Origin of the sequence: Arthrobacter sp. 35/47 (assembly GCF_000520475.1) — a bacterium.
GTDB classification, from domain to species: Bacteria; Actinomycetota; Actinomycetes; order Actinomycetales; family Micrococcaceae; genus Arthrobacter_D; species Arthrobacter_D subterraneus.
The window spans coordinates 1-2,234 of the sequence record NZ_AZHY01000358.1; the positions used below are offsets into that span (position 1 = coordinate 1).

At 61.7% G+C, this 2,234-nt stretch carries 3 protein-coding genes; 1 reads left to right on the plus strand and 2 read right to left on the minus strand.

Translation table 11 applies throughout. From position 1 onward, the window contains the following. The coding region (locus tag X803_RS0100340) for a sulfite exporter TauE/SafE family protein (protein WP_026543566.1) at positions 1-776 on the minus strand (776 nt) is incomplete at its 3' end. Further along, on the minus strand, positions 773-1,417 hold the full coding sequence (locus X803_RS0100345; protein WP_026543567.1) for a rhodanese-like domain-containing protein: 645 nt from the start codon (positions 1,415-1,417) through the stop codon (positions 773-775). The genes X803_RS0100345 and X803_RS0100340, both read right to left, overlap by 4 nt. A gap of 468 nt (positions 1,418-1,885) precedes the next feature. On the opposite strand from X803_RS0100345, the gene X803_RS0100350 reads away from it, so the two are divergent. Further along, positions 1,886-2,143 carry a metal-sensitive transcriptional regulator gene (locus tag X803_RS0100350; protein ID WP_026543568.1) on the plus strand — a complete coding sequence of 86 codons (258 nt, stop codon included), beginning with the start codon at positions 1,886-1,888 and terminating at the stop codon, positions 2,141-2,143. The last annotated feature ends 91 nt before the right edge of the window (positions 2,144-2,234 follow it).

The window sequence follows — 2,234 nt, forward strand, 5'->3', positions numbered from 1 at the left end:
CGCAGATCCTCAGGGGCCTGCTGGGTCAGGACAAAGGTGCCCATAGCCAGGACGAACCAACCGAACGCTTTTCGGAGGGCGGCTTCGGGGATCCGGCCTGCGAGCTTGGAACCGATGAGCGTTCCCACGATCGCAGCTGCCGTGACAGCCAGGGTCAGACCCCAGTCCAGGTGGACAGTGGTGAGGTAACCGGCGAGCCCGGCGAAGGACTTCATCGCGATCACGACCAACGACGTTCCGACGGCGATCGACATCGGTAGGCCGCCCAGCAGGGCCAGGGCGGGGACGACGAGGAATCCACCGCCTGCACCGACCAGGCCGGTGATAAGCCCGACGACGGCTCCGTCCAGCAGCACCCGGCCGAGTGGGAGTTCGTGTTTCACTGGTTCGGCGGCGCCTTCCCCACCCTTGCTTTTCCTGCCGCGGAGCATGGCTATGGCGGTGGCCACCATCATGATGGCGAAGGCAATCAAAAGGATCTGACCGGGAATGTGTCCACCGAGCAGACCGCCGATGAAGGCGCCGGCCATGCCGGCGGCGCCGAAGGTCAGACCGGTGCGCCACATTACCCTGCCACCGCGGGCATGGCTGATCACGCTGACAGCCGAGGTGACTCCGACAACGAACAGGGACGCAGCGATCGCTTCCTTGGCTTCGAATCCGGCCACATACACCAGGATCGGGACGGTCAGGATCGATCCGCCGCCACCCAGGACACCGAGCGAAAGCCCGATGACCACCGACAGGCTGAGTACGAGGATCAGGGTTGCGCTCATGAGGCGCGCGCCTGCCCCATCGTGAAATTGGCACCGGCCGTGGCATTGGCGCTGGGAAGTTGCAGGATAGCTGCCTCACGGGTTGGTTCCTGTGCGGTTTTGTTCCATGGCATGGCCGAGAGGGCCTTACCCATGGCGCAGGTGTTCGTGGCGGCCGAGAACGTCAGACCGGTGCCGATGACTCCTGCAAGCAGGCGCAGCTTCGGTGAGACGAACTGTCCTCCGGCCAGACCAAGGATGACCAGGGAGCCCGCCGCGAGCCTTACCTGACGTTCAAGGGCCCAGCGCTGGCGGCCGCGGACGACGTCGCCGCCGGCAGTGGCGAACGCAGGCACTCCCCCGGTCAGGACATACGCCGTGTCGATCCCTGCACCACCGAGGCGCTGGCGGGCCTGTTCGGCGCGCACCACGGACTGGCAGACCAGGACGACACGACTGCCCAGCCGTGCCGCCAGCTCATCGGTGTGTTCGGACAGCAGGGGAAGCGGCACATTGTACGAACCGCGGATATGCATGGTTTCAAACTCAGCAGCCGACCGCACATCCAGGATCACAAGATCCTCATGCTCGGTAATCCAGGAACGCAGTTCCTGCGGATCAAGAGCCGTTACAGCCGGAACGGAAGTGGTCGAAGAAGTCATGAAGGTCCTTTCAGAAACCAGAAGTTCGAATACCTGGCCGAGTATTCCACATACCCCGAGGGGTAAACAAATAACCCCGGGGGGTATAGGATTTGTTGATGAAACAGGCGGTCAGTGCCCGACGGAGTTCGGTACTGACCCGAAACTGACAACTGAGAATGAGGAAGAAGAGGAATATGAGCGCCGCAGCCAATCAGCCGACAGACCGAACACCTGACACATCCCGAACGGAAGTCTTCAGTGCCGCATTCGAAGCGCGGGTCAGCCGCATTGTCCTGGGCCCGAAAGTCCACGGTCTTGAAAGGTTGCCCTAGGGTCCCTAATCTGCAACCGACTTATACGAGGACCACAACGGCGGCGCCCCTCACGTAGGCCCACCCAGGACGGCAGGCCGCCGAATCACCCGAGTGGCCCCTATACCCAGGAGGGTATATTATGAGATTGATACTGATCTAGGCGGAGGCCACCATGCAACTTGATTCAACAGAACTCACACCGGTTATCAACCGGCTCAAGCGGGCCCAGGGGCAACTGGCCGCCGTGACCCGGATGATGGAGGAAGGCCGCGACTGCAAGGACGTCGTCACGCAGCTCGCGGCGGTCTCCAAGGCACTGGACAAGGCCGGATTCGCCATCATCGCCAGCGGTCTTCAACAATGCATCACCCAGGAAGACGCCAGCATGGACAAAAAGGACCTGGAAAAGCTATTCCTTTCCCTCGCCTGAACTGCCGCCATCGAAAAAGCCCAGCAGCTAAATAGCCGCCAGAACGTATTAGAAGGAGCAGACATGACCTATACCCACAGCATCGTAGTGT